Source organism: Collinsella sp. AM31-2AC, from assembly GCF_003469285.1.
Classification (GTDB): Bacteria; Actinomycetota; Coriobacteriia; order Coriobacteriales; family Coriobacteriaceae; genus Collinsella; species Collinsella aerofaciens_AT.
Genome location: NZ_QSJB01000005.1, coordinates 12234 through 37362 on the forward strand (window position 1 = coordinate 12234; position 25129 = coordinate 37362).

Consider the following 25129-nt stretch of genomic DNA (forward strand, 5'->3'; position numbering starts at 1 on the left):
ATGGGTAGAGAGGATGCCCTGATGGCTCGCAAAATTACCAAGCGTCAGCAGCAAATTTACGACTTCATCAAGGAATATCAGCAGGAGAAGGGTTATCCGCCCAGCGTGCGCGAGATGGCTTCTGCCGTGGGCCTTTCCTCCCCCAGCACCGTGCACGCCCATCTCTCTGCCCTGGAGGCGCGCGGGCTACTCAAGCGCGATGCCACCAAACCGCGCGCCCTGGAACTCTTTAACGAGGATGGTTCCTCTGTCTCAATTTCCAAATCTGACGAGCCCACCGCACCTCGCGGAACGGTCTCGCTACCGCTCGTTGGTCGCGTCGCGGCTGGGATTCCCATTCTGGCAGAGCAGAATATCGAAGACACGTTTACTATCCCGACCGAAATCGCCACTGATCAGGGTTCCTTTATCCTTGAGGTGCATGGGAGCTCAATGATCAATGTCGGCATCTTCAATGGCGATTACATCATCGTCCTTGAACAAAAGAGTGCCATGAATGGCGAAATTGTCGTGGCCATGATTGATGGTTCGGCGACCGTCAAGACGTTCTACAAGGAGCAGGGGCGTGTGCGCTTGCAGCCCGAGAACGACACTATGGAACCTATCTATGCAACGAATCCCGTTATCCTGGGCAAAGTCGTCGGCTTGATGCGCCGGTTCTCGTAATGCAAAAACGCATAACCATCTTTGATACCGTCCGCGGGTTTACGATGATTTCTATGGCAGGTTTTCACGCTTGCTATGATCTCGCCTACCTGTACGGCTGGGATATGCCTTGGTTTACCCAGACTGTCTTTCAAGACGTCTGGCGAGCCAGCATCAGCTGGGTATTTTTGTTTATCGCGGGTTGGATGTGCACGCTCTCACGCAACAATGCCAAACGAGCGGCTAAGTACGCTGCCGCAGCTTTGGTCGTCTGGATCGCAACAACGCTCGTATCGGTCGACGATTCAGTGAACTTTGGCATCATTTATTGCATGGCGGTGTGCACCGCGGTGGTTGCGTTCACCCGTCCGTTACTCCAAAAATTACCGGGCTCATGGGGCATCGCAGCGTGCCTTGTTCTTTTTGCCCTAACCTGGGGCATTCCAAAGGCGGTCTACCCACTCCCCTACCTGGCATGGCTTGGATTCCCAGGCCCGGGTTTTGTTTCGGGAGATTACTATCCGCTCATACCGTTTGTCTTTATGTACCTTACCGGCTTTTTTGCTGCCCAGGCAGCACAAGCATCAAGTCTCGAAGCGCCAGCATGGGCATACGCCAATCCTATCCCGGCGCTCGCAGTCCTGGGTCGGCATGCCTTACCGTTCTACCTGCTCCATCAGCCAGTCATTCTAGGCGTGCTAGAAATCGTTTATTCCGTACGATAGCGCTCGAGCCGCGGTGCAATACGAGCCGGCAACTTCGCCACAATGCGAACGCCGTCCTCGAGATATTCCTCATGCAGAAGGGTTCCCTGCTCATGCACCAGCGTGATGAGAGCGCCCTCGCGATACGGGATATCAGCGGAGAGCAACACATCGGTGGCAGCTGCCTCGCGAGCAATCCGGTCGACGAGATCGTCGAGCCCCTCGCCCGTTTGGGCCGAGAACAGAACGGCCTCCGGATAGCGACGACGGAAACTCAATCGATCGACGCTATCGAGAAGATCGATTTTATTGAATACGGTCAGCGTTAAACGCTCTCCGGCGCCGATCTCATCAAGCACGCGGTCGACAGCCTCCAGCTGCCGCTCATAGTCCTCGTCAGACGCATCTACGACTTTGAGAATTAGATCGGCACCCAAAACCTCGGACAGCGTCGATTTAAAGGCATCGACCAGACCATGCGGCAGCTTTTGAATAAAGCCGACGGTATCGGTAATCGTCATGCCGCGACCGCCGGGCAGACGATACGAACGCGTCGTCGGGTCGAGCGTAGCAAACAGCTTGTCCTGCGAAAGTACCGTAGAGCCGGTCAGACGATTGAGCAACGTCGATTTACCGGCATTGGTATAACCGGCCAACGCGACGCGAAACGCCGGTGACTCAATGCGACTCTTGGATTGAACATCGCGACGCTGTTCAACCTGCTTGAGCTCACGACGAAGCGCAGCGATCTTATTACGAATAAGGCGACGGTCGACCTCGAGCTGACTTTCGCCCTGACCAAAACGTGAGCCGATGCCGCCGCGCGTCTGCTCCTTGGCGAGATGGCTCCACATGCCACGCAGGCGAGGCAACAAATATTGAAGCTGTGCCAGCTGTACCTGCAGGCGTCCCTCACGCGTCTGAGCATGCAGGCCAAAGATATCCAGGATCAGTGCTGTACGATCGATAATCTTTACCGGCTCGCCCACAGCTTTCTCCAAATAGGATTGCTGCGAGGGCGTCAGGTCGTCGTCAAAAATAACGACATCGGCATCCATGCGATGCACCAGGCCGCACAGCTCTTCTACCTTGCCGGAACCGATAAACGATTTAGGATACGGCTTTACCAAACGCTGCGACAAGCGTGCCACGCACTGAGCACCAGCTGTGTGGGCAAGACGCTCCAGCTCATCAAGCGAGCGATCGAGCGGCCATGCATTGTCGCGCCACTCAACACCAACTAAAATGGCACGCTCGGGCTCGGGTGCCGTGGGAACAAGGGGGAAACGGGCCATTAGGCAGCCTCAATACGATGCAGGATATCCTCAACGACCTCATCGATCGTACATTCATCCATATCAAACCACACGATACGGTCATCGCGCTTAAACCACGAAAGCTGACGCTTGGCATAACGACGCGAACGCATCTTAATGAGTTCGCGAGCCTCATCCATGCTCATCACGCCATTGAAAGCATCAATGATCTCTTTATAGCCAATTGCCTGCATCGACGTCAGGGCATCTCCCAGCCCCTGGCCCATAAGACCGCGGACCTCATCGACAAGACCCTGCTCAAACATCAGATCGACGCGCTGGTTAATGCGCTCGTAGAGCACCTCGCGATTACGCGTCAGACCAAACCATAGGGCATGATAATGCTCGTGCGGAACACTAAACTGCGACTTTTGCTGCGCATAGGAGACGCCATCATCATGCATCTCGAGCGCACGAATCACACGGCGCACGTTATGGGGATGAATAACAGCAGCCGATTCTGGATCGCGCTCGGCAAGCAAGGCATGCAGTTCTTCCTCGCCAATACGCTCGGCAAGCTCCTGATAGCCCGCACGACGATCGTCCTCAAGTTCACCCGAGGGAAAGTCCATCTCATCGAGGGCGGCCTTGAGATACAGCCCCGTACCTCCGCAAAAAACCGGCAGGCAACCCGAACCAAGGAGACGTTCAACATGCGCGCGAGCGTCGGCCTGATAAAGCGCAGCAGAATATGCCACACCCGGCTCTACAATGTCGACGAGACGCAGCGGCGCCGTGCACTCATCGGGCACCATCTTTGCGGTACCGATGTCCATGCCGCGATAGATTTGCATCGCATCGCACGACAGCACTTCGGACGAAAGACGAGCTGCCAAACGGTCGGCAACATCACTCTTACCAACCGCCGTCGGACCGACGATCGCAACGGCGGAAAGACCTGCCCCGGGAGAAACCATTAGCGCGGCTCGCCCACAACGGAGCCGGACAAATACCAGGTCTTGGCAACGTCAACGTCAACATCAACGATCTTACCAACAAGCTGATCGATGCTGTAACCCTCGGGGATAGGCGCATGCACGGTCTGATTCTTGGGACTCTTGCCCAGCAGGACCGCGTCGTTCTTTTTACTCGTTCCCTCAATGAGCGCCGGAACCACAGTATGAAGCTCACCCTGGTTATACTCGTGTGCCGTGGTCTCGATAACCTTAACCAGACGGTTGAAACGCTCGAGAATAACCTCATGCGGCGTAGGATCGTCAATCTCGGCGGCCGGGGTACCGGCGCGCTTGGAATAGATGAAGGTATAGGCCTGAGCATAGCGGACCGTCTCGGCAAGTGAGAGCGTCTGCTCAAAGTCTTCTTCAGTCTCACCCGGGAAGCCAACGATAATGTCGGTCGAGAGCGCGATATCGGGCATGCGGTTGCGAATGCGATCGACAAGGCCCAGATAGTCCTCGCGTGTATAACGGCGATTCATCTCTTTGAGGATCCGCGTCGAACCTGACTGGACGGCCAAATGCAGCTGCGGCATAACGGCAGGCGTCTCGGCCATGGCGTCGATGGTCTCGGGCAACAGGTCCTTGGGATGCGAAGACGTAAAGAAGATGCGCTCCACGCCCGTATCGCCCACGGCACGCAGCAGATCGGCAAAACGCGGCTTGCCAAACAGATCGCGACCATATGAGTTAACGTTTTGGCCCAGCAGCGTAATCTCACGCACGCCCTGGCGCACCAAACCGGTCACCTCGTCGACAATCTCCTCGAAGGGGCGGCTCTTTTCGCGACCACGCACGTACGGCACGATGCAATAGGTGCAGAAATTATTGCAGCCCGTCATGATGGGCACCCAGGCGTGATACTGAGTCTCGCGATGCCACGGCATGCTCATGGCATCCGTATCCTCATGCTCATTGGTACGGATATGACGCTTGCCATCAAGGAACGCCTCGGCAATGAGCTCGGCCACATGCGCGATGGAATGCGTGCCAAAGATGACATTGACGTTATCGACGTTGGTGAGCAGGCCCTCGCCATCGCGCTGCGCGATGCAACCGCCAACGGCAACCACGCGCTTGCCCGAAGGCGAAGGCGGCAGGCTTTTGCAGGAATTGCACTGACCGTACAGGCGAGTATCGGCGGCCTCGCGCACGCAGCACGTCATGAAGACAACGATATCGGCATGCGCGGGATCGAGCGCCATGAGGCAGCCATACGAATCAAGCAGACCGCTCACACGCTCGGAGTCGTGCTGATTCATCTGGCAGCCAAAGGTGCGGATAAAGTAGGTTTTACCGGCAAGAATATCGCGTACGGAACGCTGGTCCATGTGCATAAGTCCTAACGATGGGGAGCGAAACGAGGCAAGCAGAAGCTATGCCACAGGCTTAACATCATCCATGACGACGTTATCCATAGCAGCTCGATTGATCTGGTGAACGTAGATAGAAAGGCGGATGGCCGTGCGCGACTCCCCGTTAATGAGGATGTCGGAGAACACGGGCGCGCAGGAAATATCAAAACCGGTTGGAATCAAAAAACCGCGCGCGATAGCAACGGCCTTAATGGCCTGGTTGACGGCACCGGCGCCGACACACTGGATGTTGACGGGTACACCATCCTTGACCATGCCGGCGATGGCGCCGGCAACGGACGCGGGCGATGATTTGCTTGATACCTTCAGGCAATCCATGAAGAAACTCCTGCATTTAAAAGTACGTTTTAACTGCAATAACTGTATCGTACCGAGTGGACTCGGTAAAGGCACTATTCCTCTTTGGCAAGATCAAAGGTCACGGTGATTCGATCACGCGAAACACGGATCTTTGGGTCGCCGCAAAGGTTGAGATAGTACCGGGCGGCAAGGTCATTAAAGTCGCGTTCCACAGCGCGCGAAAACTGTGCCATGTCATCCTTGGCAATACGTAGCCCGCGACGATCCTTCGCGAGATCGACAGGAGCCGGCGCATGCGAGGACGAATCACGCTCGCGCAGCAGACGCGCGGTCACACCGCGAACGGGCTTAATCTGCCCTGCCAAAATGCGATGGGCCGTGCGCTCGGACATCTCAAGACCCAAACCCGAACAAATACGGATAAAGTCCTCGGCATCAGAAGCAAGGCCTAAACGATCGACAACCGGAAGCTCGCTCTCGTCATCAATGAACAGGAGACGAGACGTATCGAGCCGACTTGACGCCTGAGCATAAAGGGTCGCGGCAATCTCAGACGGAGAACCAAGATAGACATCGCAACCACGCAACTCCTCGAGCGCAAACTCACAAGCAGCGCGAATAATATTATGTGGACCGCGAGCGCAGACATAACGTCCGTCCTCATCCTTGACGGCCTGGGGCCAGCTGGACTGATCGGCACGCTCACTGAGGCGGTCGGCCGCAACGCTCACCTTGAAGGCTGAACCAAGATCGACGCCGGACGTGACCACACGGGCCTCGTCGGTGTTCTGCTTAATCGAAAACAATGCCATGCCACGACCGTGAACGCCCCAACGGTCCATCTTCATGCTCTCGAGCTTGGAGGTAACGCGGGCATCAAAGATTCGCTCTTGCATATCCTGCGGAACGCCCGAACCGTTATCCAGAAAGACAAGCGTGCGGACGCCATCTTCCTTGGTCGTGGCGAGATAGACCTTGTCGGCGCCGGCATCGCGAGCATTACGGAGCATTTCGATGACGATGTCCTCGACATGCTGAATGTCGTGCTTAGCCTGGCGCCGCTCGGCCTCCGAAACGCGGAGGCGGACATACCCCTCGCCAAGGTTCTCCTCGACGCGAAGGTTGCCCTCCCCCGACATCGACGCGATAAATGAGATGAGCTCGTTCGCGTCGCTCATGTTATTTAGCGATATCGACAGCGCGGCTCTCGCGAATCACGACAACGCGCACCTGACCGGGATACTCCATCTCTTCCTCGATCTGATGGGCGATATCGTGAGCCAGAACCGTGGACTGGGCATCGGAAATCTTGTCCGGCTGGACCATGACGTGGACCTCGCGACCGGCCTGCATGGCATAGGTACGTTCGACGCCGTCATGGGAGTTGGCGATCTCCTCGAGCTTCTCAAGACGCTTGATGTAGTTCTCGGCAGACTCGCGACGGGCACCGGGGCGAGAGGCAGAGACAGCATCAGCGGCCTGCACCAGGACATCGAGTACCGTGTTGGGGTCGACATCGGCATGGTGAGCCTCAATAGCATGGACGATAACGGGCTTCTCGCCATAACGGCGGGCAAGCTCGGCGCCGATGACGGCATGCGGGCCCTCGACGTCGTGGTCGATTGCCTTGCCCAGGTCATGAAGCAGGCCGGCGCGCTTGGCGGTCACAACGTCCAGGCCAAGCTCGGAAGCCATCACGCCGCACAGATCAGAGACCTCGAGGGAATGCTGAAGCACGTTCTGACCAAACGAGGTACGGTAGCGCAGGGCACCAAGGGTCTTGACGATCTCGGGGTGCAGATCGTGGATGCCGGTATCGAAGGCAGCCTGCTCGCCAGCCTCGCGCACGCGCTGCTGAACCAGGTCGGCGGCCTTGTGATACATCTCCTCGATACGGGCAGGGTGAATGCGGCCGTCGGCGATGAGGTTCTCGAGGGCGACACGGGCGGTCTCACGACGGACCGGGTCGAAGCTCGAAAGAACGACTGTCTCGGGCGTGTCATCGATCACGAGGTTGACGCCGGAAACCTGCTCGAAGGTCCGGATGTTGCGACCCTCGCGACCGATGATACGGCCCTTGAGGTCATCAGAGGGAATGTGCACGGAGGTAACGGTGACCTCGGCAGTGTGGTCGGCAGCGCAGCGCTGAATCGCCAGAGACAGAATCTCCTGGGCGGTCTTGTGGCACTCGGCGCGAACCTGCTGCTCGGACTCGCGAATGATCGTGGCGGCCTCGTGGGTGACCTCGCCGCGAACCTTATCGAGGAGCTCCTTGTGGGCGTCCTCGCGGGTAAGGTCGGCGATACGCTCGAGCTCGGAAGTCTGCTTTGCACAGAGCTCCTCGAGCTCACGGGAGCGCTTCTCGACCTGACCGGCCTGGCTGGACAGCTGATGCTCGCGCTTGTCGAGAGCGTCGTTGCGGCGATCAAGGGATTCCTCGCGCTGCATCACGCGGTTCTCGAGCGTACGAATCTCGTTCTTACGCTGCTTGTCCTCGGCCTCGGCGGCCTGCTTGTTCTTGATGATCTCCTCTTTAGCCTCGAGCAGAGCCTCTTTTTTGAGGGTCTCGGCCTGACGCTTAGCATCACCGATCAGGGACTCAGCCTGTGCGTGTGCCGACTGGATTTTTTCGTCGGCCTCGTGAAGACTACCCTGCTTGGCGGTGCGCATGTAGGCAATGGCGGCGATGGCACCCAAAACGATGCCAACGAGCGCTGCGATGATAGGCATGCTCACTCCTTTTTATGGATTCGTTACACAACAAAGCGAACCGTCCTTACGAACGGCTCGCGACATTTGAGTAATATGGGCGCAGCTTATGCGGGTCGGATACAGATAAACATATAAACAAACTCATCACAGATGAGCACATATCACAAAGCAAATGACGCTGTTTATCGTACGTTGAACCACAACAACTGTCAAATAAATGCCCCCAACACGGCGGCTAAAACACGGTGAGCGGCAGGGCCACAAAACGCATACGCCTAAACCGCACATTCCTCGCGTTCGGCATCGAGACGTGCCTTAACGGCATCGGCGGCGATATGATACGAGAAGCCCTTGCCCATCAAAAACCGAACCAGTTTTTCGAATCCGCGCGTCTCTGGAACACGCCGCTTGGCGAGCAGGGCTGACGCACGCGCCAAATCGTCTTCGACGGCAAAATAATCCTCGGGATAACCGGGAATGTCATCGAGCACGACATGACGGCGCTTGAGCTCGGTCTCGATTTTGCGCTGTCCCCAACCGCGCCGCTTGCGCTCCTCGATAAAGTACGAGCAAAAGCGGTTCTCGTCTAAAAAGCGATACTCGGTGGCGCGCTCGACGGCGAAATCGATCGCGGTCTGGTGAAAGCCGTAGCGAGCCAGCTTGTCACGGACCTCGCCCGTCGCATGGTCGCGGCGCGATAACATCTCGGTCACCATGGTAAGTGCACATTTACGCTCGACGAGCTGCACCGCCTCACGAAAGTTGTCCCAATCACAGGGAAGATCGGGGCGGTTTTTGACATACAGGCGCGCGACCCGCACGGGAATCCAAATGGACCGCTCAAAACCGCCCTCAAGCTCACAATCGATATGTGCGCAAGGCTTTTTGGACGCATACCCGCTCGAGAACGAGGAGGCCGCCTTCTTATCGGGAAAGACGACCGTGGCCTCGGTCACCGTATACGACATGAGCGTAACCGCTACTCGTCGTCATCATCGAGCATGGCGGAACCATCGATGGCGTAAAGCTCGTCAAACTCCTCAGGCGCAGGCTGATCGGTCAGCTCGACCTCGGATGGAGCATCGTCGTCAAACTCAAGCCCGCAGGCAAGGCGGACCTTATGCTCAATCTCGTCGGCGCAATCAGGGTGTTCGCGCAGGAACGCCTTGGCGGCCTCGCGACCGTTGCCGAGCTTGTCCTCGCCATAGGCAAACCAGGAGCCCATCTTCTTGCAAATGCCGCACTCGACAGCCATGTCCAGAATCGAGCCCTCCTTAGAGATGCCCGTACCGTACATGATGTCGAACTCAGCAGAACGGAACGGAGCTGCCACCTTGTTCTTAACGACCTTGGCGCGCACGCGGTTACCGATAACTTCATCCTTAAGCTTAATGCTGTCGATGCGGCGAATGTCGATACGCACCGAAGAGAAGAACTTAAGGGCGCGGCCGCCCGTCGTGGTCTCGGGGTTGCCGAACATGACGCCGATCTTCTCTCGCAGCTGGTTAATGAAGATGCATGTCGTGTTGGACTTGGACAGCGAGCCGGCGAGCTTGCGGAGCGCCTGACTCATCAGACGAGCTTGCAATCCGACCGTGGTATCGCCGATCTCTCCCTCGATCTCGGCACGCGGGGTCAGCGCGGCGACGGAGTCGACGACGATGGCATCGATGGCGCCGGAACGCACGAGCATGTCAACAATCTCGAGCGCCTGCTCACCCGTATCAGGCTGGGAAATCAGTACCTCGTCGATATCCACGCCAATGCGCGCGGCATACGTGGGATCGAGCGCGTGCTCGGCATCGATAAATGCCACCACGCCACCCATTGCCTGGGCTTCGGCCAGGATCTCGAGCGAAAGCGTCGTCTTACCGGAGGACTCAGGACCGTAAATCTCGACGATACGGCCGCGCGGCACACCGCCGATACCCAGAGCGGCATCGAGTGCCAGAGCGCCCGTGGGGATGGCCTCAACCTCAAGCTCGGGGCCGCCGTCACCATACCTCATGATGGAGCCTTGACCGAACTTCTTCTCGATCTCGGCCTTGGTGGTGGCGATCATCTCATCGCGCTCTTTACCCGTCGTGCGAGCATGAACGGTACGTACGGGACCTGAATTCTTGGCCATGAATAGCCCTCCTCTTAACAACCTGCATCGATAATAAACGAACGGCTGTTCGTGGTCAACCGTTCAGGCCAATCATATGCAGGCAGTCTTTCCAAAACCCAACCAAACGCCGACCAAACACTGACCAAATGCTTGACCACAAAGGGGCAAATAAGAACAAGAAAGGCAAAAATACACCTATGACCAGCGCAAACGCTAAATTCGTCAGGGGTCCCCATCTCCACAATTAAGGGGCCCGAAGGCCCCTTAAAACACGTCTATTCCATAGAGTTAAGCACAAGGACAATGCGTCCCAATGCCTCCGCGACCGCATGGGCACGAACACACGAACGGTCGCCCTCATAGTGGCAGCGCACAGAGTCCACGACCGGCACTTCCCCATCAGCCGCGCGATACGCCCAGCCAATATAGAAAGTGCCAGCCGGATCGTCCTCAGTGCCGCCGCCGGGGCCGGCATAACCCGTTGCGCTCACTGCAATATCGCTCTGGTACAGCTCCAGCGAACCCGCCGCCATCTCGCGCGCGGTCTGATGCGACACCGCGGTATAGCGGTCGAGCGTCTCCTGATCAACGCCCAAAACGCGATGCTTGATCTCATCGCAGTAGGTCACCGCACCGCCACGCAGCACCGCCGAGGCGCCCGGGATATCGGCAATCGTCGAGGCGATCATACCTGCCGTCAGCGACTCAGCCGTCGAAACCGTCACGCCCCGAGCGCTCGCGCGCTCGACAATATGACGCGCCAGCTCCTCGTTATGTGCGGAAATCTGCTCAAAAGAGTCCGTCATACCCACCAGGACCTAGACCGAAAAGACGATCTTGCGGCAGTTCCAGAAGTACTGGGCGCCCGAGATAACGGTCAGGACAACGGCAACGGCGTACAGGAAGCGCGACACCGAGTAGATGCCGAGCGTCAGCGCCAGCGGGCCAAGGTGCAAGCCGGCCATCGCAAAGACGCACAGGTAACCGCAGATGGAGACCATCGTAGTCGCCGTCTTGTACTTGCCAAGCTTATCGGCGGCAACGACCACGCCGGCGGCACTCGCGACCATGCGAAGGGCGCTCACCAGAAGCTCACGGAACAGGATAATGAACACGGACCACACGGTCACAGCGCCAAAATCCAAGAACAGCAGCAGAGCCGAGAACACCAGCAGCTTATCGGCGATGGGGTCCAAGAACTTACCGAAATCGGTAATCTCGTTGCGCGAGCGCGCCAGATAACCGTCGACCTTATCGGTGCACGACAGGATAACATACAGAATGAAAGCAGCGGCGGCGAGCGGGCCGTCGAAGGTGCTCCAATCTGTACCGGCAACACTCGTGTGAGAAAGCGCCGACACGATCATGAACACCGGGATAAAGACGATGCGAACGCACGTCACGATGTTGGCGGGCGTCCAAACACTCGTCAGTTCCTTATTGCTCTCGTTTGCCACGATGCTCTCCTACTCCACAACATGGCCGATAAGCTCATAGCAGAAGCTATCGGTAAACTCGACCGTCAGAATATCGCCCACGGACGCCTCGCTGGCGTCCAAGTGCACCGCGCCATCGGAATCGGGCGCCTGGAACCAAGCATGGCCGATCAGCTCGGCGCCGTCCTCGGTCTCCTCGATGCCGTCGACGATCACCTGGGCGCGCTCGCCCACATGTGCGGCGGTGGCGGCAAAACCGAGCGACTCGGCCAGGTCCATGGCCTCCTGGGCGCGCTCGAGCTTGACCTCCTCATCGACCTGACCCTCCATCTTGGCGGCCAGGCTGCCCTCCTCCTGCGAGTAGGCAAAGACGCTCGTGTAGTCAAAGCCGACGGTGTCCATAAAGTCGATAAGGTCGCGGAACTCGTCGTCGGTCTCGGTCGGGAAGCCGACCATGGCCGTGGAACGGATCACGATGCCGGGGATACGCTCACGCAGATCGCGGAACAGGTCCTCGAGCTCCTGGCGCGAACCAGAACGGCGCATAGCCTTGAGGATGCGCGCGTCGCAGTGCTGCACGGGGATATCGATATAAGGCAGCACCTCGGGCGTATCGCGAATCGTATCGATAAGCTCGTCGGTCATGCCCTCGGGCTGCAGATAGAGCACGCGGACCCAGACGTTGTGCGGGCGCACGGCCTCGGCGACGGCATGCAGCAGCTGCGCCAGATTGCGCGGCGAGCCATCGGTGACGTCTTCGTCGGCAAAGTCGGTGCCCCAAATACCCGTGTCCTGGCCAATCAGCACGATCTCGCGCACACCGCCGGCAACCAGGTCGCGTACCTCGGAGATAATGCTCTCGGCATTGCGCGAATGATAGCGACCGCGAATATAGGGGATCATGCAGAAGCTGCAGAAGCGGTTGCAGCCATCGGAAATCTTGACGTAAGCAACAGCGCCCTCGACAGTGCGCTTTACTTGCGGAATATAGGCAGCGATCTCACGCTCGACACCCAGCACGCCATCGATGACCGCCACGATGCCGTCCTCCTCGTCGGCCTTCACAAAGGCAGCGACCTCGGGCAGCTCGTCAGGCAGGTCGTCGCCATAGCGCGACGGCACACAGCCGCACATGACGATGGGACAAGAACGAACGCCGTCCTGAACCTCGTTGGCGAGCTCGAGCGTGGTCTCGATGCTCTCGGACGTTGCGGAGGCGAGGAACGAGCATGTATTGACGATGGCGATATCGGCATCCTGTGGGTCGAATGCCTCCTCGTAGCCCGCGGCGGTCAAAAGAGAACGCATGCGGTCGGTGTCAACCTCGTTCTTAGCGCACCCGAGGGTGATGTAGAGCACGGAGCCCAACGGTGTATCCATGTTGGAGAGCAGTCCTTTCGAATGATATTAGCGGTAGTTGGTGAACTGCAGCGGCTGGCCGTAGTCCTGGTCGCGCAGGAACTGGATCACGGTCTGCAACGCGTCCTTCGAAGCAGAGGAAACACGCAGCTTGTCGGCCTCGATAGTCACCTTGACCTTGAGCTTTTGGTCCTTGATGTCCTTGTTGATCTTCTTGGCGGTCGTCTGGTCGATACCCTCGACGATATGGCCGAGCACGCGCACGGTGCCGCCCGATGCCGCCTGCGGAGCATCCCACGAGACAGCCTTGAGGTCGATGCCGCGCTTGATGAGCTTGGAGCTCAGCACGTCGATAATCTGCTTGGAGACAAAGTCGGCCGGGGCGTTGATCGTAAAGAGCTTGTCGCCCTTCGAAAGCTCGATCGTGGCGCCGGAATCCTTCAGGTCATAGCGCTGGGAAATCTCACGCGTGGTTTGCTGGAAGGCGTTGTCGACCTCTTGCATGTTGACCTCGGACACGACGTCGAAGCTGGAATCTTTAGCCATGATGTTTCCTTTCGCGTACGAGCGGCTTAGTAGCTATCGTACGAATAGTCGGTAGAATCGGTGGGCGTCTGGCCGTCAGTTGCGGTATCGGCGCCATCCGTGGACTGGGCATCGGTGCCGTCGGTGGTGTCGGCACCATCGGTGGTGTCGGTACCATCAGAACTTTCACCATTCTCGGAACCAGTCGTCTCCTTCTTGGGAACGGTGATCGTCACACGCGCCACGCCCGAGGTCTTGGTATCGTAACGGACCTTTTCGCCGTTCTTGGTAACGGTGACATCGGAAGGCTTGGACGTGGTGATCTCGATCGAGGACTCAGGCGTGTACTCCTGCTCAAAGGGGCCAGTCGCCTGGGCGCCATAGACCGACTTGCCATCGACCTTGACCTCAATCCAGGCGGTCTTTCCCTTGGCAACGGAGACCTTGACCTTCGTTACCTCGTTTTCTTCCTTTTTAGCCGTCGTCTTGGTGGCGTCCGAATCGGTCGACTCATCCGTCGCCTCATCGGTGTCTTCGTCCTCGTCGACCGTTTCGGTCTTCTTAGAAGACTTCTTGGGCGTCGTCTTGGTAGCAGTGGGCGTCTCGGGCGTGGTCTCGGGCGTCGAAGATGCGCAGCCGCGCAGAAGTACCACGATGAGCACGATCAGCAGCAACGCCACGGCACCGATGCCGGCGTAGACGATACGCGGATCGAGACCGTTGTTTTGAGGAGTACGGGAACCGCCGCGTCCACGACTGGAACTGCTGCGGCCGCCTCCCTGAGGCATACGACCACGATTGCTGTCGGAACGGCCGCGATAGCCACCCTGGCCCTGAAGGCTGCGCTGACCCGAGCGGGGCGCAAGTTCACCGCAGCCTTGATAGCCACGCTGGCCCGCACGCGGAGCCGAAGAGCGCTGGCCATACGGCTGTGATTGAGAGCGAAGACGCGGCGTCACCTGCGTGGCATCGGCGTCCGCATAGCCACTGCGAGAACGTCCGGTGGAGATACCACGGTGACCGCGATCGGAATAGCCGCCGTCGCCGTAGCCGGCACGAGGGTCACGCGCCACGCCGCGGGCAGCGGGAAGTGCACGGTCCTCGGGCATCGGCGTACTGCGGAACCGGTCACGCTGTGAGCGAATCTCCTCGCCCGAACCCGTCTCGGTAATATAGCCAGCCTGCTGCGGACGCTGACCATAACGCGTTGAGCGACCACCCTGAACCATCAGGAAGCGCCCGTTATCGACAGAGGAACGCGAATTGACATAGCCGGCGGCGTCCTGAAAACGACCGCCCTGCTGCGACGTCTCGCGTTCGTATGCCATCAGGTCGTCAAAGTAGGCATTGACGACCTCGCGCGGATTGAGGCCCAAAAAACGAGCATAGCTCGAAATCATGCCCTGCGCATAGCCGCGCGGCGGCATCGAAGCAAAGTTACCGGTCTCGAAAAACTCGATGATCTGCGGCCTGATTTTGATGGTGTTGGCGACCTGCTGAATGGAAAGGCCCATTCGGCGACGCTGCTCGAGCAGCATGTCACCAAAGCGTGCAGCCATCAGAATCCTCCAAACTCACGATCTTCACGTGCCATCTCGGCGTCGACAGATTCCAGCGCGGCAAGCCCCTCCTCGTCCAAAAGGACCTCGCGCGGCTTGGAACCGTCGGGCGGGCCGACGACACCCTTTTCTTCCAGCATGTCCATAATACGCCCGGCACGCGCATAGCCAACCTTCAGACGACGTTGCAGGCCAGATGTGGAGCCAAGCTGCGATTCCACCACAATATGGGCGGCTTCCCAAATGAGTGGATCATCGTCTTGCGGCTCGGTTACTCCGGTGCGGACAATGCCTCCGCCACCCGCCATGGACATGGAAGCGGGCGCCACGGCAGACAGGATCTCCTCGTGGTAGTCTGGCTCACTCTGCGACTTGACGAACTCGACAATCTCGTTGATCTCATCATCCGAGACAAAGCAGCCCTGGATACGGCGGGGCTTGCCCCAGTCGACCTTGGAGAACAACATGTCGCCCAAACCGGTGAGCTTCTCGGCGCCCATCTGGTCGATGATGACGCGCGAGTCGATGCCCGTGGCGACGTTAAAGGCGATGCGGTTGGTGATGTTGGCCTTGATGAGGCCCGTCACCACGTTGGAGCTGGGGCGCTGCGTGGCAACGATAAGATGAATACCGGCGGCACGGCCCAGCTGTGCAATACGCACGATCGAGGCCTCGACATCCTTACCGGCGACCATCATCAGGTCAGAGAGCTCGTCAATGATAATGACAAGGTAGGGCATCTTTTGCGGCGGATTGTCGTAATGCTCAAACTCGCCAGCAGCCTGCTTTTCGTTGTAGGTCGAGATCTTACGCACGTTGAGACGCTCGAAGACCTTCAGGCGACGCTCCATCTCGGACACAGCCCATTGCAGAGCGCTCGCGGCCTGCTTGGGCTCGGTCACCACGGGCACATAGAGATGCGGCAGACCGTTATAGCCCGCAAGCTCGACACGCTTGGGGTCGACCATGATCAGGCGAACGTCCTCGGGAAGGGCGCGCATGAGCAAGGTCGTGATGATGGAATTGATCATCACCGACTTACCAGAACCGGTCGTACCGGCGATCAACAGGTGAGGCATCTTGGCGAGGTCGGCGACAACCGGCGTGCCCTCGGCGTCGCGGCCGATGGCGAGCTCGAGCGGACCGCCCTTCACATAGGGCAGCACGTCGCCCAGATTGACGTTCTGGCGCTTGCGGTTGGGAATCTCGATGCCCACGAGCGAGGTGCCGGGGATCGGGGCAAAGATACGCACCGACTGGGCAGCGAGCGAAAGCGCGATATCGTCCTCGAGGCTCGAGATTTTGCTCACACGCTCGCCCTCACCGGGCTGCAGCTTAAAGGTCGTCACCGTGGGGCCGGCGATCCAGCCGACCACGCGGGCACTGCGGCCAAACTCAAGCAAGGTGGATTGCAGTGACTCAGCGGTCTGCTCCAGCTCCTTGTCCGAAGACGCAGCGGAAGCCGACTGCGGGTTGGCATGCAGGATTTCGAGCGGCGGAAGCTTGAGGCCGTCCTCTTCTTCGCCCTCGTTATCTGCGGCGCCGTCGTCCACTCCCCCATCACGAGCCGCAGCCGATTCGATAGCACTCGTGGCAGGCGCATCGGCAACCTTGGGATGCTTCAGGAAGTCGGGAATCTGAGGTGCGGCCGAGACGGGATTCACGGCAAACGGCGGCTCGGACTCGTCAATCTTATCGGGGTCGTCTTCCATCGAAAGCTGGCCGGTTACCTGGCCGCGCTTTGCATGGCGACGCGGCAGCAAAGTTGTCTTTGCGGTCTCAATCGGAGCCTCGTCGTCCTCGTCATCGCCCTCGGTAAGCTCAATCTCGCTATCGGACCAAGATGGGTCGGGCTCACTCGTATTAAGCTTAGGCGCAGCCTTGCCCTTCTTGACATGGCGACGCGGCAGCAGCGTGGTCTTGGCCCGCTCGGCATCCACGGCATCGGACACGTCAACAAACGGATCCTCGTCCTCGTCGTCATCCAAAACCGGGTCGACATCGCCACCCATGACCGTGGTCACCGCGGCGTCAGTCCCCTTCTGGCGCAGAATGCTAAGGTGCGGACGGGCGACGCCGGGAACCGACAGGGCCTCTTCATCGCCCCACGGGCTCGCATTGACATCGGCACGTCGACGCTCGGCAAAATCGGCAGCGCGATCGCGTGCGGAGCGCAAAACGCCACCCACCGAAAAGCCGATAATGACCAAACCAACGACGACAAGCCCCAGCAAGACAACCATGGCGATAGGTTTACCCAGGGCGTTTTGCAAGGCACTTGCGATAAAGGCGCCAATGTAGCCGCCCGACACGGAAAGGTTCTGCGGCGTAAACATAAGGTCGCACGAATCGCTCGTGCCCGGCACCATCAGCGAAAGAATGGAGACGACGGCGATAAAGACCAAGGCGCCGCCCGCAACAGAGCGCACGTTGAGCGGCGAGTCCTCACCCAAAAAGAGCGTGGCGGCAAACAGCAAGATGACGATCGGCAGCACGTAGGCGCCCAGACCAAAGCCCAGGTGGTAGAAACCGGCAACCGCAGCCGTCACGGGCGCTGTTGCCGGAGAGATCACGGCAATGAAGGACGCGATCGCCAAAACGGCGATGACCACACCGGCGATATCGCGATTGGCCGAAGGCTCGACCAAGGGCTCAAACTCATCAAACTCGGACTCGTGGCCCTTATTGGCACGCAGATGGGAACCGGCACCCTTAGCAGATGCCGGTTGGTTGTTGGCCTTATTGACTTTGGCGTTTTGTGCAGATCCGCGCGCCAAACTAAACCTCCATGACGACCGGGATGATCATCGGACGGGTGCGCGTACGGCTCCAGATAAAGTTAGAGAGCGAATCGCGCACGGCCTTGCGAATGGCATCGGAACCGCTGCTGGTAAAGCTAAACTTACCCTTCTCGATCGTCTTCATAATGGACGCGGAAGCATCCTCGGAGAACTGGTCGTCGATGGCAAACGAGACGCCGCGGCCCGAGAACTCGATGGCCTCGATCTTCTTGTGTTTGAGGGAGACGATAGCAACGGCCGTGACCATACCGTCGTTGGCGAGCTTCTGGCGATCGCGCAGGACGATGGGGTCGGTATCGCCGATACGCAGGCCGTCGACGTAAACGACACCGGACTCGACGGGCGTACCGCGCTTGACGATACCACCGCGCATCTCGAGCGTGTCGCCGTTATCGAGGATAAAGATATGATCGTCCTTGATGCCCATCTTGCGGGCCAGCTGGGCATGGGCGCGCAGATGCACGGCCTCACCGTGAACCGGCATAAAGTACGTGGGCTTGGCCATGGCCATCAGGAGCTTGAGCTCCTCCTGGCTACCGTGACCCGAGACGTGGACGAGAGCGCGGTTCTTATCCCACACGTCGCAGCCGAGCTTGGCCAGGCTGTTGACGACCTGCTGGACGGCCTTCTCGTTGCCAGGAACGGGAGTTGCCGAAAGGATAACGGTATCGCCCTCGTGGATGGAGAGCGTCTTGTGCTCGCCATTGGCCATGCGGGACAGGGCCGACAGCGGCTCGCCCTGCGAACCAGTGCACATGACGACGATCTTGTCGTCAGGCAGGTTATCAATATCGAAGGCATCGATGATATCGGCATCATCGATGTTGAGATAACCGAGCTCGCGCGCCACGCGGGTGTTCGTGAGCATGGAGCGACCGGTCACAACGACCTTACGGCCGCACTTGCGGGCGGCATCGCAGATCTGCTGCAAACGATGGATGTGGCTCGAGAACGATGCGACGAACACGCGACCCGGGGCGTTCTTGATGGCGTGCAGCAGGTTGGGACCAACCTCGGCCTCGGACTTGGTAAAGCCGGGAACCGTGGCATTGGTGGAGTCGGAAAGCAGCAGGTCGATGCCCTGCTTGGCAAAGCGGCTGATAGCGGCATAGTCGGGCGTGACGCCATCGATGGGCGTCTGGTCGAGCTTAAAGTCGCCGGTGTGCATAACGGTGCCCTGATTGGTGCGGATGAACACGCCCAGAGCGCCGGGGATGGAGTGCGTCATCGAGAAGAAGTCGAGCGAGATGCCGCCGAGGTTGACATGGCTGCCGCCCTTGACCTCGCGGAACTTGGGTGCGCGGATGCGGAACTCGGAGAGCTTGCCCTCGATAAAACCGAGCGTCAGCTTGCTCGAGAAGATGGGCACCTTGTTGTTGAGGTCCTGCAGCAGATACGGAAGCGATCCGGTGTGGTCCTCGTGGCCGTGAGTGACGATGATACCGCAGAGCTTCTCCTCGTTCTCCAGAACGTAGGTGTAGTCGGGAAGCACCAGATCGATACCGGGCTGGGAGTCATCCGGGAACATGAGACCGGCGTCGACGAGCACCATGTCGTCGCCGCACTCGAAGACCGTCATGTTCTTGCCGATGCCATCAAGGCCGCCGAGCGGGATGATCTTCAAGGGAGATGATTTTTTAGCTGCCATAGGTTAGTGTGGTTTCCTTTCTTCGAAACGGGTCTGGAACAACCGACGGGGCGCTTCTGGCAAACCGACCGCCGGGAACGTACAAACATGCATCGCAGAGTCGATGCAATAACCACAGTATGATACCCATTTGCCCACCAACAGACCACCCATGCATCAAAGCCCCATCTGAACCGGTCTATCCCGCCGGTTTCCCGTGGGGCGGGCACTGATGAAGTTTCCTGCTCTACAGTCCTGCTCACGACGGAGGCCACATTAAGTGGCCTCCTGTTCGTGCGGAACTCGCGATAAACTTCATCAGTGCCCGCCCCACGGGAAACCGGCCAAAAAGGGACAGGTTTATTATGGTCGGTTTTATCTGGGAAGATGCTGCTGCGGCTATCTACAGATCTGAAATCTGACTACTGAATAGACTGTCTAACTAAATAGCGAGCGGCACTAACCAGTCCTTTTGCTTGCGCCCGGGAGGGCCGCATATGAAGTTTATCGCGAGTTCCGCACGCAAAGGAAAGCACTTAATGTGCTTTCCGTCTTGCGCAGGACTGTAGAGCAGGAAACTTCATATGCGGCCCTCCCGGGCGCAAGCAAAAGGGCGACCCCTGTCCGGAGTCGCCCTTGCGGTGCTGGTTATGTACGGCTGTTACTCGGCGTCGTGGTGACGGCGGGGCTTGCGGCCTCCGTTGTCGCCGGGACGGCGCGGACGGTCACTGCGCTCGGAGCGCTCGCGACGCGGGCGCTCACGACGCTGGAAGTGCTCGCCGTCGCCCTCGGAGGCACCCTCGGCGCGAGCCGGGGCCTCAGGCTTGTCAAGACGATCGAGCGAGATCTTGCCACGGTCGTCGACCTCGATGACGACGACCTTGACCTCGTCGCCCACGTTGAGGACGTCCTCGACCTTCTCCACGCGGCCCTTGGCGACGCGGGAGATGTGCAGCAGGCCGTCCTTACCGGGCAGCAGGTTGACGAAGGCGCCGAAGGGCTGGATGGAGACCACGCGACCGGTGTACTCCTCGCCCGGCTCGGGAACCTTGATGATGAGCTTGATACGCTCGACGGCCTGGTCGACGGACTCGCCGGTGCCGCCGACAAAGACGGTGCCGTCCTCCTGGATGTCGACCGAGGCGCCGGTCTCGTCCTGGATACCGCGGATGACCTTACCGCCGGAACCGATGACGTCGCGGATCTTGTCGGTCGGAACCTGGATGGAAACGATGCGCGGAGCAGTGCTGCGCGTGGTGTGGCGCGGCTCGGGGATCACATCGAGCATCTTCTGCAGGATGAAGGCGCGACCCTCCTTGGCCTGCTGCAGAGCGCGGGCCAGGATGTCGAAGGTGAGGCCGGTGGCCTTGTTGTCCATCTGCAGGGCGGTGATGCCCTCGGTGGTGCCGGTGACCTTAAAGTCCATGTCGCCAAGGAAGTCCTCGAGACCCTGGATGTCGGACAGGACCACGGTCTTGCCCTCCTCCTGGATCAGGCCCATGGCGATACCGGAGACCGGGCGCTTAATGGGCACGCCGCCGTCCATAAGGGCGAGCGTGGAGCCGCAGGTCGAGGCCATCGAAGAGGAGCCGTTGGACTCCATGACCTCGGAGACCACGCGGATGGCGTAGGGGAACTCGTTCTCGTCGGGGAGCACCGGAAGCAAAGCGCGCTCGGCCAGGTTGCCGTGGCCGATCTCGCGGCGCTTGGGGCTGCCCATGCGGCCGGTCTCGCCGGTGCAGAACGGCGGGAAGTTGTAGTGGTGCATGTAGCGCTTGCCCTCGGTGGGCTCGATGGTATCCAGACGCTGGCCCTCGTTGAGCATACCGAGCGACAGGACGGAAAGCACCTGGGTCTGGCCACGCTGGAACAGACCGGAGCCGTGAACGAGCGGCAGGTAGTTATCCTTCACCATGATGGGGCGAATCTCATCGGCGGCACGGCCGTCGACGCGCTCGCCGGTCTCGACGACCATGGTACGCATAGCCTTCTTCTCGAGCTTCTTGAGCGCCACGGGGATCTCGCGCTCCCAAGCGGCCTGCTCCTCCTCGGTGAACTCGGCACGGATGGACTCCTTCAGAGCCTCGACCTTACCGATACGGGAGAGCTTGTCGGCGTCGCGAAGGGCGGCGGCCATCTCGTCGTAGTGGGCGAAGATGCGCTCCTGGACCTCCTCGACGGGCTGGTCGAGCGGGTACTCCTTCTTGACGATGGCGCCATTGACCTGCTCCCACTCGGCAACGAACTCGTCCTGGGCCTGGCAGAAGGCGGCAAGGGCTTCCTGGCCAAACTTCATGGCGGCGAGCATGTCGTCCTCGGAGATCTCCTCGGCGCCGGCCTCGACCATCGAGATGAAGTCGGCAGAGCCGCCCAGCTCCAGGTCCAGATCGGAGTTCTCGCGCTCCTCATAGGTGGGGTTAACGATAAACTCGCCGGTCTCCACGTTGCGGCCGATGCGCACGCAGGCAAGCGGGCCCTCGAAGGGCACGCCGCCGAGCGTCATGGCCAGGGAAGCACCCATGACGTTGATGACGTCAAAGGGGTTGACCTGGTCGGCGACGAGCGAGGTAGCGACGATGTGCACCTCGTTGCGGAAGCCGTCCGGGAAGCTCGGGCGAATCGGACGGTCGATCATGCGCGCGGTGAGCGTGGCCTTCTCGCTGGGACGGCCCTCACGCTTGAGGTAGCCACCCGGGATGCGGCCGGCTGCGTACATCTTCTCGTTGAAGTCGACGGTCAGCGGGAAAAAGTCGTAGTTCTTGCGCTCCTTGGAGACAACCACGGTGTCGAGCATCGTGGTGTCGCCCTGCTTGACCAGGCAGGCGCCGGTGGCCTGCTTGGCAAGCTCGCCCGACTCAAAGGTGTAGGTCTTGCCGTACAGCTCAAAGGTCTTGGATACGAGTGTCATTGTTCTCCTTTACCCCGCAGGCCCCTTGCCTGCAGGCTCCTCATGTGACGCGGGCCCCCTGCCCCCGCCACGCTTCAGAGCGTGATTGTTCACGCCCTTACACAAAAAGAGCGCCCCGCTGCGCAGGACGCTCCTTGCATGTACAAATCCTACTGGATGTTGTCGCGGATGCCCAGAGCCTTGATGAGCTCACGGTACTCGACGATGTCGTTCTTCTTGATGTAGGAGAGAAGACGACGACGACGGCCGACGAGCATGAGCAGGCCACGACGGGTGTGGAAGTCCTTCTGGTGGGACTTCATGTGCTCGGTCAGCTCCTTGATGCGCTCGGTCAGGATGGCGACCTGAACCTTGGGGTTGCCGGTATCGACCGGGGTGTTACCGAACTGGGCAGTCAGCTCCGCCTTGCGCTCTTTGGAAACAGTCATTGTTTCACCTTTCGTTTTGCGTCGCCCACGGGCGACTCGATTCGCCTCGGACTGGGAAGCCGCCGGTGGAGCGAGCAACCAAGGTCGAGGTACCAACAGGTCGGTATGTTACCACAAGCAGACCGCCCATGCGCATCATCACCGACCCAACATGAATTCCATCGCACGGAGGCGCTGGTCGGTATGCGTCGCCGCCCACACATGCGAAAGCCCGAGCAAAAAAGCTGCTGTATGGGGGTCGATCCTCTCGGTCATAAGCACATCGAAGGTCATGGACATGAGGGCGCGCAGCCACGCGACCTCACCGGTCGACACCAGCTCAGCACCCGGAACGCTCGACGCGCACGACCCGCACATGAGACCGCCCGCCTGGGGCGAAAAATACGACAGCATGGGGTCTCCGCACAGCACGCAGGCCGAAAAATCGGGTCGATAGCCAACGTGCGACAGCAGCTTAAAGACATATGCCGCCACAAGTAGATCCATATGCGCCGCGTCGAGCCCGCTGCCCACCAGGGCAAGCGCTCGCTGCGTTATGGCAAAGGTAAACGGGTCCTCGGCGTCCTCGAACGAGCACACGCGCGCGACCTCGGCGATCGCGCTTGCGGCGCATGTCATCTCGTAATCGGGAGCAGCGCCGAGCGGCGCCTCCATAAGCTCGGCCTGGGAAACCACGTCGAGCGACCGTCCATGCGCAAGCAGCAGATCAACGGTACAGAACATCTCGCAGCGCGCAGCCAGGCGTCCGCCGGGTTTGCGGGCGCCCTTTGCCACGGCACGAACCTGCCGACCCCGCTCGTCAAGCATCGTCAGGATCAGGTCCGTCTCTTTGAGCTTCGTCTTATCGAGCACGAGCACTTTCGTGCGATATGTACGAGAACCTGCCATTCGCGCCGCGTGTCCCTAATCCTCGGCGTTATAGCCAAAGCGGCGAATCTGGGCCTCGTCGTCACGCCAGCCGGCCTTGACCTTCACGTCCAGCTCCAAAAAGACCTGGGTGCCAAAGATGCGCTCAAGGTCGCGACGGGCGTCAATGCCGATATGTTTGATCATCTCGCCGCCCTTGCCGATGATGATGCCCTTTTGGCCCTCGCGCTCGACGTAAATGGTGGCGTGCACGCGCAGCACCTTCTTGGTCTGCTCAAGCGCATCGCAAATCACGCCCACGGAGTGCGGGATCTCATCACGGGTGCGGCGCAAGACCTTCTCGCGCACAAACTCGGCAACGAGCGTCTCATCGGAAGCGTCGGTACCCATGTCCTCGGGGAACCAACGCGGACCCTCGGGCAAAAAGTGCGCAACGGTCTCGATGAAGGCATCGACGTTAAAGTTCTTGACCGACGACGTCACGATCTCGTCGTCATATTCCATAAGCTCGTGGGCGGCCTTAAGCTGCTCCATGACCTGTGCGGGGTCGGCTTCATCGGCCTTGGTGAGCACCAGGACCTTCTTGGAACGGGCATTCTTGACACGCTCGGCAACCCAGGCGTCTCCCCTGCCGATCGGTTTAGTGGCATCAATCAAAAACGCGACAACATCGACATCGTTCAGCTCGAACAGCGCGCTCTTGTTGAGCTCGGACCCAAGACCGTCCTTGGGCTTGTGGATACCCGGGGTATCGACAAAGACCAGCTGGTAGCCGGGGCGGTTGACGACGGCGCGCATGCGACGGCGGGTCGTCTGGGCCACCGGCGAGGTGATGGCGACCTTTTTGCCATAGCAGGCGTTGAGCAGCGTTGACTTACCGGCGTTGGGGCGGCCGACCAAGGCCACGAAGCCACTGCGGAAACCGGGCTCAACGTCGCCAAAGCCCGCGAGGCTGTCGTCCTCATCGCACAGGGCGTCGAGCTCCTCGTCGCTCATGCCCTCAAACGGGTCGAACTCCTCGACTTCCTCATAGGCCTCGGTCGCCTTAGCATCCGGGGACTCGTCGTCCAAAATCTCATCGGTAGACTGCATATTGTCGGACATGGGAATCCCTTTCTAAATAAAGCCGAGCGCGTGGGCAAATACCAGCACGCCCACAATCGCGGCGGTGATGGAAAGAACGTATACAGAGGCGGCGGCGATGTCCTTCGCACGCTTGGCCAGCGGATGGAGCTCCTGGGTCGCTAGGTCGACGATAGCCTCCATAGCGGTGTTGCACAGCTCGCCGTGAATCACCAGGCCACAACAGATGATAATCGTGGCCCACTCGGCAATGTCGAGCCCCACGATGCAGCCGGCAATGACGGTGCACACGCCCGCCACGAGCATGACCTTAATGTTGCGCTCGGTCTTGACGGCGGTGACGAAGCCCTCCATGGCGTAAGAAAACGACTTTAAAAAGGACGGATGGTCCTTGTTCGATCCGGGAATCATAGACGG

The 25129-nt window shown here is 59.5% G+C and carries 22 protein-coding genes; 2 read left to right on the plus strand and 20 right to left on the minus strand.

What is annotated here, in order from left to right:
* The first annotated feature begins 21 nt into the window (after positions 1-21).
* Together lexA and DW796_RS03135 are read left to right on the plus strand one after the other, a co-directional pair.
* Complete coding sequence (lexA, locus tag DW796_RS03130) at positions 22-666, plus strand: transcriptional repressor LexA (protein WP_147351010.1); 645 nt, start codon at positions 22-24, stop codon at positions 664-666.
* On the plus strand, positions 666-1370 hold the full coding sequence (locus DW796_RS03135) for a heparan-alpha-glucosaminide N-acetyltransferase (RefSeq protein WP_089573371.1): 705 nt from the start codon (positions 666-668) through the stop codon (positions 1368-1370). Before lexA ends, DW796_RS03135 begins: the two co-directional genes overlap by 1 nt.
* Here DW796_RS03135 and hflX read toward each other — a convergent pair.
* The 20 genes from hflX to DW796_RS03235 form a co-directional block, all read right to left on the minus strand.
* Positions 1355-2644 (minus strand): GTPase HflX, encoded by a 1290-nt coding sequence (hflX, locus tag DW796_RS03140; protein ID WP_117654789.1) that lies wholly within the window; start codon positions 2642-2644, stop codon positions 1355-1357. The genes DW796_RS03135 and hflX overlap by 16 nt on opposite strands.
* Positions 2644-3582, minus strand: coding sequence for a tRNA (adenosine(37)-N6)-dimethylallyltransferase MiaA (gene miaA, locus DW796_RS03145; RefSeq protein ID WP_117654790.1), 939 nt, complete (start codon positions 3580-3582; stop codon positions 2644-2646). Before miaA ends, hflX begins: the two co-directional genes overlap by 1 nt.
* The gene (miaB, locus tag DW796_RS03150; protein WP_022094691.1) at positions 3582-4952 is read right to left on the minus strand and encodes a tRNA (N6-isopentenyl adenosine(37)-C2)-methylthiotransferase MiaB; all 1371 of its coding nucleotides are present in this window, start codon (positions 4950-4952) and stop codon (positions 3582-3584) included. Before miaB ends, miaA begins: the two co-directional genes overlap by 1 nt.
* A gap of 45 nt (positions 4953-4997) precedes the next feature.
* Entirely contained in the window at positions 4998-5315 is a 318-nt protein-coding gene (locus DW796_RS03155; RefSeq protein ID WP_006235982.1) for a stage V sporulation protein S, read from the minus strand.
* Positions 5316-5389: 74 nt separating this feature from the next.
* Positions 5390-6475, minus strand: coding sequence for an ATP-binding protein (locus tag DW796_RS03160; RefSeq protein WP_006235981.1), 1086 nt, complete (start codon positions 6473-6475; stop codon positions 5390-5392).
* Between the two features lies 1 nt (position 6476).
* Positions 6477-8027 (minus strand): ribonuclease Y, encoded by a 1551-nt coding sequence (gene rny, locus DW796_RS03165; RefSeq protein WP_089573375.1) that lies wholly within the window; start codon positions 8025-8027, stop codon positions 6477-6479.
* 257 nt (positions 8028-8284) lie between these two features.
* Positions 8285-8977 carry a regulatory protein RecX gene (locus tag DW796_RS03170; RefSeq protein ID WP_089573376.1) on the minus strand — a complete coding sequence of 231 codons (693 nt, stop codon included), beginning with the start codon at positions 8975-8977 and terminating at the stop codon, positions 8285-8287.
* Between the two features lie 11 nt (positions 8978-8988).
* A complete protein-coding gene (gene recA / locus DW796_RS03175; RefSeq protein ID WP_022094695.1) occupies positions 8989-10137 on the minus strand; it encodes a recombinase RecA in 1149 nt (382 codons plus the stop codon).
* Positions 10138-10394: 257 nt separating this feature from the next.
* A complete protein-coding gene (locus DW796_RS03180) occupies positions 10395-10925 on the minus strand; it encodes a CinA family protein (RefSeq protein ID WP_117758511.1) in 531 nt (176 codons plus the stop codon).
* 12 nt (positions 10926-10937) lie between these two features.
* Positions 10938-11486 carry a CDP-diacylglycerol--glycerol-3-phosphate 3-phosphatidyltransferase gene (pgsA, locus tag DW796_RS03185; protein ID WP_231500751.1) on the minus strand — a complete coding sequence of 183 codons (549 nt, stop codon included), beginning with the start codon at positions 11484-11486 and terminating at the stop codon, positions 10938-10940.
* 99 nt (positions 11487-11585) lie between these two features.
* Positions 11586-12935 carry a 30S ribosomal protein S12 methylthiotransferase RimO gene (gene rimO / locus DW796_RS03190; RefSeq protein ID WP_117776236.1) on the minus strand — a complete coding sequence of 450 codons (1350 nt, stop codon included), beginning with the start codon at positions 12933-12935 and terminating at the stop codon, positions 11586-11588.
* Between the two features lie 27 nt (positions 12936-12962).
* Positions 12963-13460 carry a YajQ family cyclic di-GMP-binding protein gene (locus DW796_RS03195; protein ID WP_117758513.1) on the minus strand — a complete coding sequence of 166 codons (498 nt, stop codon included), beginning with the start codon at positions 13458-13460 and terminating at the stop codon, positions 12963-12965.
* Between the two features lie 26 nt (positions 13461-13486).
* A complete protein-coding gene (locus DW796_RS03200; RefSeq protein WP_117758514.1) occupies positions 13487-14998 on the minus strand; it encodes a RodZ family helix-turn-helix domain-containing protein in 1512 nt (503 codons plus the stop codon).
* Complete coding sequence (locus DW796_RS03205) at positions 14998-17775, minus strand: DNA translocase FtsK (RefSeq protein WP_233508847.1); 2778 nt, start codon at positions 17773-17775, stop codon at positions 14998-15000. Before DW796_RS03205 ends, DW796_RS03200 begins: the two co-directional genes overlap by 1 nt.
* A gap of 1 nt (position 17776) precedes the next feature.
* Positions 17777-19447, minus strand: coding sequence for a ribonuclease J (locus tag DW796_RS03210; protein WP_118094250.1), 1671 nt, complete (start codon positions 19445-19447; stop codon positions 17777-17779).
* Positions 19448-20087: 640 nt separating this feature from the next.
* Positions 20088-22334: a polyribonucleotide nucleotidyltransferase gene (locus DW796_RS03215; RefSeq protein WP_117639884.1), complete on the minus strand. Its 2247-nt coding sequence runs from the start codon at positions 22332-22334 to the stop codon at positions 20088-20090.
* Between the two features lie 149 nt (positions 22335-22483).
* Positions 22484-22762: a 30S ribosomal protein S15 gene (gene rpsO / locus DW796_RS03220; protein ID WP_099431792.1), complete on the minus strand. Its 279-nt coding sequence runs from the start codon at positions 22760-22762 to the stop codon at positions 22484-22486.
* A 138-nt stretch (positions 22763-22900) separates the two neighbouring features.
* Complete coding sequence (recO, locus tag DW796_RS03225) at positions 22901-23650, minus strand: DNA repair protein RecO (RefSeq protein WP_118094251.1); 750 nt, start codon at positions 23648-23650, stop codon at positions 22901-22903.
* A 15-nt stretch (positions 23651-23665) separates the two neighbouring features.
* Positions 23666-24733 (minus strand): GTPase Era, encoded by a 1068-nt coding sequence (era, locus tag DW796_RS03230; RefSeq protein WP_187362360.1) that lies wholly within the window; start codon positions 24731-24733, stop codon positions 23666-23668.
* Positions 24734-24745: 12 nt separating this feature from the next.
* Positions 24746-25123, minus strand: coding sequence for a diacylglycerol kinase family protein (locus DW796_RS03235; RefSeq protein ID WP_117639888.1), 378 nt, complete (start codon positions 25121-25123; stop codon positions 24746-24748).
* Between the last annotated feature and the right edge of the window lie 6 nt (positions 25124-25129).

What these genes read in the sequence shown, in the direction of transcription:
- pgsA (WP_231500751.1), bottom strand. Translation starts at nt 11,486, where the DNA reads ATGATCGTGTCGGCGCTTTCTCACACGAGTGTTGCCGGTACAGATTGG.
- DW796_RS03215 (WP_117639884.1), bottom strand. Translation starts at nt 22,334, where the DNA reads ATGACACTCGTATCCAAGACCTTTGAGCTGTACGGCAAGACCTACACC.
- DW796_RS03170 (WP_089573376.1), bottom strand. Translation starts at nt 8,977, where the DNA reads ATGTCGTATACGGTGACCGAGGCCACGGTCGTCTTTCCCGATAAGAAG.
- recA (WP_022094695.1), bottom strand. Translation starts at nt 10,137, where the DNA reads ATGGCCAAGAATTCAGGTCCCGTACGTACCGTTCATGCTCGCACGACG.
- hflX (WP_117654789.1), bottom strand. Translation starts at nt 2,644, where the DNA reads ATGGCCCGTTTCCCCCTTGTTCCCACGGCACCCGAGCCCGAGCGTGCC.
- era (WP_187362360.1), bottom strand. Translation starts at nt 24,733, where the DNA reads ATGTCCGACAATATGCAGTCTACCGATGAGATTTTGGACGACGAGTCC.
- DW796_RS03210 (WP_118094250.1), bottom strand. Translation starts at nt 19,447, where the DNA reads ATGGCAGCTAAAAAATCATCTCCCTTGAAGATCATCCCGCTCGGCGGC.
- DW796_RS03195 (WP_117758513.1), bottom strand. Translation starts at nt 13,460, where the DNA reads ATGGCTAAAGATTCCAGCTTCGACGTCGTGTCCGAGGTCAACATGCAA.
- recO (WP_118094251.1), bottom strand. Translation starts at nt 23,650, where the DNA reads ATGGCAGGTTCTCGTACATATCGCACGAAAGTGCTCGTGCTCGATAAG.
- DW796_RS03160 (WP_006235981.1), bottom strand. Translation starts at nt 6,475, where the DNA reads ATGAGCGACGCGAACGAGCTCATCTCATTTATCGCGTCGATGTCGGGG.
- miaA (WP_117654790.1), bottom strand. Translation starts at nt 3,582, where the DNA reads ATGGTTTCTCCCGGGGCAGGTCTTTCCGCCGTTGCGATCGTCGGTCCG.
- DW796_RS03200 (WP_117758514.1), bottom strand. Translation starts at nt 14,998, where the DNA reads ATGGCTGCACGCTTTGGTGACATGCTGCTCGAGCAGCGTCGCCGAATG.
- DW796_RS03155 (WP_006235982.1), bottom strand. Translation starts at nt 5,315, where the DNA reads ATGGATTGCCTGAAGGTATCAAGCAAATCATCGCCCGCGTCCGTTGCC.
- lexA (WP_147351010.1), top strand. Translation starts at nt 22, where the DNA reads ATGGCTCGCAAAATTACCAAGCGTCAGCAGCAAATTTACGACTTCATC.
- rny (WP_089573375.1), bottom strand. Translation starts at nt 8,027, where the DNA reads ATGCCTATCATCGCAGCGCTCGTTGGCATCGTTTTGGGTGCCATCGCC.
- rimO (WP_117776236.1), bottom strand. Translation starts at nt 12,935, where the DNA reads ATGGATACACCGTTGGGCTCCGTGCTCTACATCACCCTCGGGTGCGCT.
- DW796_RS03235 (WP_117639888.1), bottom strand. Translation starts at nt 25,123, where the DNA reads ATGATTCCCGGATCGAACAAGGACCATCCGTCCTTTTTAAAGTCGTTT.
- rpsO (WP_099431792.1), bottom strand. Translation starts at nt 22,762, where the DNA reads ATGACTGTTTCCAAAGAGCGCAAGGCGGAGCTGACTGCCCAGTTCGGT.
- miaB (WP_022094691.1), bottom strand. Translation starts at nt 4,952, where the DNA reads ATGGACCAGCGTTCCGTACGCGATATTCTTGCCGGTAAAACCTACTTT.
- DW796_RS03135 (WP_089573371.1), top strand. Translation starts at nt 666, where the DNA reads ATGCAAAAACGCATAACCATCTTTGATACCGTCCGCGGGTTTACGATG.
- DW796_RS03180 (WP_117758511.1), bottom strand. Translation starts at nt 10,925, where the DNA reads ATGACGGACTCTTTTGAGCAGATTTCCGCACATAACGAGGAGCTGGCG.